The organism is Streptomyces sp. NPDC020490 (genome assembly GCF_044335305.1).
Taxonomy (GTDB): Bacteria; Actinomycetota; Actinomycetes; order Streptomycetales; family Streptomycetaceae; genus Streptomyces.
Window position 1 is genome coordinate 183920 of sequence record NZ_JBIRUY010000013.1, and the last position, 6374, is coordinate 190293.

Consider the following 6374-nt stretch of genomic DNA (forward strand, 5'->3'; position numbering starts at 1 on the left):
TGCGCGCGCATGTGCGGAAGCGGAAGGGGGGGGGGGGGGGGGGGGGGGCGCCCCCCCCCCCCCCCCCCCTCCACTCGCCTTCACGCGTGCGTGCCTTCACGCGCGCGGGTCACGCCGCGAGCTTCTCCAGGGCTGCGTCGATGCGGGCCAGCGTCGCGTCCTTGCCCAGGACCTCCAGGGACTCGAACAACGGCAGGCCGACCGTGCGGCCGGTGACGGCGACCCGGACCGGGGCCTGGGCCTTGCCGAGCTTGAGGCCGTGGGCCTCGCCGGCGGCCAGCACGGCCTCCTTCAGCGACTCGGCGGAGGTCCAGTCCGCCGCCTGGAGCTTCTCCCGCGCCGTGCGCAGCAGGGCGCCCGAGCCCTCCTTCATCGCCTTCGCCCAGCTCGCCTCGTCGAAGACCGGCTCGGGCAGGAACAGGAAGTCGACGTTCTCGGTGATCTCCGACAGGACCTTCAGGCGGGTCTGCGCGTGCGGCGCGATGGCCTGCCACTTGGCCTCGTCGAAGTCCTCCGGCGCCCAGGGGGCGAACGGGGCCCGCAGCCACGGCGCGCAGCGCTCCGTGAAGTCCTTCACGTCCAGCAGGCGGATGTGGTCGGCGTTGATCGCCTCGCACTTCTTGAGGTCGAAGCGGGCCGGGTTGGGGTTGACGTCCGCGACGTCGAAGGCCGCGACCATCTCCCCGATCGTGAAGATGTCCCGGTCGGCCGAGAGCGACCAGCCCAGCAGCGAGAGGTAGTTGAGCAGGCCCTCGGGGAGGAAGCCGCGCTCGCGGTAGAGGTTGAGCGAGGACTGCGGGTCCCGCTTCGACAGCTTCTTGTTGCCCTCGCCCATGACATAGGGGAGGTGGCCGAACTCGGGGACGCCCTTGGCGATGCCCAGCTCGATCAGCGCCTTGTAGAGGGCGATCTGGCGCGGGGTGGAGGAGAGCAGGTCCTCGCCGCGCAGGACGTGGGTGATCTCCATCAGGGCGTCGTCGACCGGGTTGACCAGCGTGTAGAGCGGGGCGCCGTTGGCGCGGACGATGCCGTAGTCCGGAACGTTCTCCGGGAGGTACGTGATCTCGCCGCGGACCAGGTCGGTGAAGGTGATCGTCTCGTCGGGCATCCGGAAGCGGACGATGGGCTCGCGGCCCTGGGCCCGGTACTCCTCGACCCGGTCGTCGGTGAGGTCGCGGCAGTGGCCGTCGTAGCCGGACGGCTTGCCGGCGGCGCGGGCGGCCTCGCGACGGGTGTCGAGCTCCTCCTGCGAGCAGTAGCAGCGGTAGGCGTGCCCGGCCTCGATCAGCTTGGCGGCGACGTCCTTGTAGATGTCCATGCGCTGCGACTGGCGGTACGGCGCGTGCGGGCCGCCGACCTCGGGGCCCTCGTCCCAGTCGAAGCCGAGCCAGCGCATCGCGTCGAGGAGCTGGTTGTAGGACTCCTCGGAGTCGCGGGCCGCGTCGGTGTCCTCGATGCGGAAGACGAGTGTGCCCTGGTGGTGCCGGGCGAACGCCCAGTTGAACAGGGCGGTGCGCACCAGGCCCACGTGCGGGTTACCGGTGGGCGAGGGACAGAAACGGACACGAACGGGTGCGCTAGCCACGCTTGACAACCTTGTTGGTGAGAGTGCCGATGCCTTCGATGGTGACGGCGACCTCGTCGCCGACGTTGAGGGGGCCGACCCCCGCGGGGGTGCCCGTGAGGATCACGTCGCCGGGGAGCAGCGTCATGGCCTCGGAGATGTTGACGATCAGATCCTCGACCGGGTGGATCATCTCGCTGGTGCGGCCGAGCTGGCGCTGCCTGCCGTTGACCGTGAGCTGGATCGTCAGGTCGCTCGCGTCCAGGTCGGTCTCCACCCAGGGACCGAGCGGGCAGGAGGTGTCGAAGCCCTTGGCCCGAGCCCACTGCTTCTCCCGGCGCTGGACGTCGCGGGCGGTGACGTCGTTGGCGCAGGTGTAGCCGAGGATCACGTCCTTGACGCGCTCACGGGGGACCTCGCGGCACATGCGGCCGATGACCACGGCCAGCTCGGCCTCGTGGTGCAGTTCCTGGGAGAAGGACGGGTACGCGATCTCGTCGCCGGAGCCGATCACCGAGGTGGAGGGCTTGAAGAAGGCGAAGGGCGCGTCCGGCACCTCGTTGCCCAGTTCGCGCGCGTGCTCGGCGTAGTTGCGGCCGAAGGCGACGACCTTGTTGGGGAGCACCGGCGGCAGCAGCCGGACCTTGTTCAGCGGGACCTTCGTGCCGGAGAGCTCGAAGTCCGCGAACGGGATGCCCTTGATGATGTCGAGCACGAGCTCGTCCGGCCTGTCGCCCTCGACCGCGCCGAAGGCGACGTTCCCGTCGATGGAGAATCTGGCGATGCGCACGGGATGCCTGCGCCCCTTAACTGAACCGACTGGAGTCTGACGCTCCAGGCTAACGCGGCAACAGCGCGGGGACCTCGCGCATCACGGCGCGAGCCCCGGAGGCGGCGTGGCCTCCGGGGCTCCGGTGACCGGCCGGATCGAGTGATCGGCGGCCGGCGCGCGTACTGCTTGCGGGCCCGCTCCGCCTACTCGGCGGCGGCCGCGACGGGCACGTCCATCAGGACGGTGCGCCTGGGGTTGGCGGTCTGGGCGGGGAGTTCGACAGAGTGCTCCGGCTGCTCCGGGGTCTGCAGCTCGTCGGCGTCCTCGAGGTGCGCCAGCGTCGTGCGCCGCGGGTTGGCTATCGTGCGGAACATCATCGTCGTCTTCACGGCTGTAGTCGACCTTGTCGTGTACGGGCACCCGCGTGCGGCGAAAGCCCCATCCCGGGCACGGTTGTCAAAGTGTTACGTCCTGTAAACCGTCAGGCTAAACATGCAATTCCCTTCGGAAGCCCCGGAGAAGCCGTGATCACCGTGTGAGTTTGCTCACTACCTCAAGGGCAAACCGGTCAATTCCGACCCGCAACCCACCGGGCCGAAACGGACATTGACCACCTGAAGCCACCATTCCGCTCCTGATCATGGCGACTGGGACACGACTCACCGCCGGACGACTCGCGGGCATACGTCCGATATTAACCGGATCTCTTTCTACGTCCGGTGACCCGACACTCACAAATTGTCACGTGCGTCACGGCATGACCCACGGGCCTTGTTGGAGATCCTGCACTGTGCTGGAATTCCACGGACCGCCGCAGGATCGAGCCGGCGCGCAGGGGGCGCAACGCAGCGCCGAGTGGCGGCGAGACAGGGGGAGCCAGCGCCGGTCACTCACGACCACCCGGGGGGCGTTTTCAGGGCGTTCCCCACAACGCCGACACCGTGTCCCTCCGTTCACCCGGAGGGGCGCCTGGTCCAGAGGTTGCGACGCTAGTGCAGGGACGTTTCAAGAGGGATAACGGCGCTTCGGCTCAGCCGGAGCCGCACGGCGGGACTGGCCCCATGGCCGGCAGCTCCTCGCCCCAGCACGCCCAGAACCCGGGCCCGGCACCGTCCGGCGACGGCGGCGACCGCGCCGGGCGCCCCGGCCCGACGACGTCTTCCGGGTCCGCCGGTCCCACCGCCACGCCGGCCAAGCCGCCCACCGGCCCGACCGGCCCGGGATCGCGGGTGGCCCTGCGCAACTGGCGCATCTCCACGCGTCTGGTGTCGCTGCTCGCGCTCCCGGTGGTGGCGGCCACCTCGCTGGGCGCCCTTCGCATCAGCGACAACATGGACGACATCCAGCAGCTCGACAACATGAAGCTGCTGACGGACATGACCAAGCAGGCCACCGAACTGGCCGCCGCGCTCCAGGACGAGCGCGACCAGTCCGCCGGCCCCCTCGCGCACGGCTCCAAGGCCAGCGCGTACACGGTCAAGGGCTACCGGGACAAGACGGACCGGTCCGTGACCAACTTCAAGGACGCCGCGGAGGAGATCGACACCTCCAGCATGGCGAACGGCAACCTGCTCGGCGTCCGCGAGACCCTGGTCGGCCTCGTCCGCGACCTGGGCGACCTGGCGAAGATACGCAACTCCGCCTACGAGGCCAAGGACAACTCGACCCAGACCGTCGAGTCCTACCACCGCCTCATCACCAACCTGCTGGACCTCTCCCAGGACATGGCGGAGGCCACCAGCAACCCCGAGATGATCCAGCGCACCCGCGCCCTGGCGGCCTTCTCCTCCGCCAAGGAGTACGCGTCGATGCAGCGCGCGGTCCTCGCGGCGGCGCTGCCGGCCAACAACAGCACCACCGGTGACCTGTCGGAGAACGACCGCCTCTACGCCCAGTCGGCGCTGGCCGGCCAGACCTCCGAGCTGCGCAGCTTCAAGAGCCTCTACGGCACCGAGAGGGCGGCCGCGCTCCTCACGCCCATCGAGAAGAACAACGCCTCCATCAAGGCCACCGACACCTACGCCAACCGCGCGCTGGCGAGCAAGGACGGCCTGTCCGACCTGCAGAAGCGCTCCTACCAGGACTGGGTGGACGACAGCTCGACCAAGATCGAGCAGATGCAGAAGATCGAGCACACGCTGCTCGAGGACATGGAGCAGAAGGCGCGCGAGCTGCGCAGCGCCTCCGAGCAGGAAGCGATCATCTCCGGTGCGCTGATCCTGCTGGTGCTCGGTGTCTCGCTGGTCGGCGCCTTCGTCGTGGCCCGGTCCATGATCCGCTCGCTGCGCCGGCTGCAGGAGACCGCCACCAAGGTCGCCCAGGAACGCCTGCCCGAGCTGGTCAAGCAGCTGTCCGAGGCCGACCCGCAGGACGTCGACACCTCCGTCGAGTCGGTCGGTGTGCACTCCCGTGACGAGATCGGCCAGGTGGCCGCGGCCTTCGACGACGTGCACCGCGAGGCGGTCCGCCTCGCCGCCGAGCAGGCCCTGCTGCGGGGCAACGTCAACGCGATGTTCACCAACCTCTCGCGCCGCTCCCAGGGTCTGATCCAGCGCCAGCTGTCGCTGATCTCCGAACTGGAGTCCCGCGAGGCCGACCCGGACCAGCTGTCCTCGCTGTTCAAGCTCGACCACCTCGCGACGCGTATGCGCCGTAACGGTGAGAACCTCCTCGTCCTCGCCGGTGAGGAGCCCGGCCGCCGCTGGACCCGCCCGGTCCCGCTGGTCGACGTGCTCCGCGCCGCCGCGTCCGAGGTGGAGCAGTACGAGCGCATCGAGCTCGCCTCCGTGCCCACCACCGAAGTGGCCGGCCGGGTCGTCAACGACCTCGTGCACCTGCTCGCCGAGCTGCTGGAGAACGCGACCTCCTTCTCCTCCCCGCAGACCAAGGTCAAGGTCACCGGTCACGCGCTGCCGGACGGCCGCGTGCTGATCGAGATCCACGACACCGGCATCGGTCTCTCCCCCGAGGACCTCGCGGCGATCAACGAGCGGCTCGCCTCGCCGCCCACCGTGGACGTCTCCGTCTCCCGCCGCATGGGCCTGTTCGTGGTCGGCCGCCTCTCGCAGCGCCACGGCATCCGCATCCAGCTGCGCCCGTCCGACTCCGGCGGTACGACCGCGCTGGTCATGCTGCCGGTCGACGTGGCGCAGGGCGCCAAGAAGCCCGCTCCCGGCGGCAAGCCCGGCGCCCCCGCGCCGAGCGGCGGTCCGGCCGCCGCGCAGGCGGCCGCGGGTGCCGCCGCGGCACGCCGGCAGGCCGCCGCGCAGAACGGCGGCGGTTTCGGCGGCGGTGCGCTGGGCGCCGGTCCGGCCGGTGGCGGTGCCCTGGGCGCCGGTCCGGCCGCCGGCGGCCGCCTCGGCTCCGGCCAGGGACCGCGGGCCGCGCTGCCCGGTGCGGGCGCGGGCGGTCGTCCCGGTGCGCCGGGCGGACCGCGTGGACCGCAGGGGCCCGGGGTTCCCCCGCAGGGCCGGCCGGCTCCGGCCGCCGGCGCGGGCGCCGGGTTCGGCGGTCAGGCGCCGGGTGCGCCGCAGGGTCTGCAGGCGGCGGGCGCCGGCCAGGACGCCTTCGGCGGCGGCCGTGGCCCCGTGCCTCCGCAGCTGCCGGACGCCGGGGACGCGGGCAGGGCCGCCCCCGAGCGGGGCGGACGGCGCCACGGGCGCCGGGCCCAGCTGCCCGGCCGCGGCGCCACCCCGCGCGCCGAGCTGCCGGGCGGCGACCAGCAGCAGCCCCGGGTGCCCAGCTGGAGCGACGAGAACGCGCAGCCTCCGGTGGAGCGCGCCTCGCTCGACGCCCCGCGCGGACACGACGAGCAGGACCCCGCCCAGACCTCCCGCATGCCGCGGATCGACGACCGGCAGGGCCCCGGTTCCACTTCCGAGTTCCCCCGCCAGGACTTCGGCGCCCCGGCGCCCGACAGCCGCCAGGACACGGGCCAGTTCGCCCGCCAGGACTTCGGCGCCCCGGCGCCCGACAGCCGCCAGGACACGGGCCAGTTCGCCCGCCAGGACTTCGGCGCCCCGGCGCCCGACAGCCGCA

At 71.6% G+C, this 6374-nt stretch carries 4 protein-coding genes; 1 reads left to right on the forward strand and 3 read right to left on the reverse strand.

What is annotated here, in order from left to right; genetic code table 11:
• Positions 1–109: 109 nt before the first annotated feature.
• From gltX to ACH4ZX_RS16625, 3 genes are all read right to left on the reverse strand, one after another.
• Positions 110–1594, reverse strand: a complete 1485-nt coding sequence (gene gltX, locus ACH4ZX_RS16615) for a glutamate--tRNA ligase (RefSeq protein WP_398272718.1) — start codon at positions 1592–1594, stop codon at positions 110–112.
• A complete protein-coding gene (locus ACH4ZX_RS16620; protein WP_398272719.1) occupies positions 1578–2354 on the reverse strand; it encodes a fumarylacetoacetate hydrolase family protein in 777 nt (258 codons plus the stop codon). Before ACH4ZX_RS16620 ends, gltX begins: the two co-directional genes overlap by 17 nt.
• 185 nt (positions 2355–2539) lie before the next feature.
• Complete coding sequence (locus ACH4ZX_RS16625) at positions 2540–2725, reverse strand: hypothetical protein (protein ID WP_351887381.1); 186 nt, start codon at positions 2723–2725, stop codon at positions 2540–2542.
• 603 nt (positions 2726–3328) lie between these two features.
• Between ACH4ZX_RS16625 and ACH4ZX_RS16630 the strand changes: the two genes are divergently transcribed.
• Positions 3329–6374 (forward strand): nitrate- and nitrite sensing domain-containing protein (locus ACH4ZX_RS16630; protein WP_398272721.1); only part of this gene is annotated, 3046 nt, incomplete at its 3' end.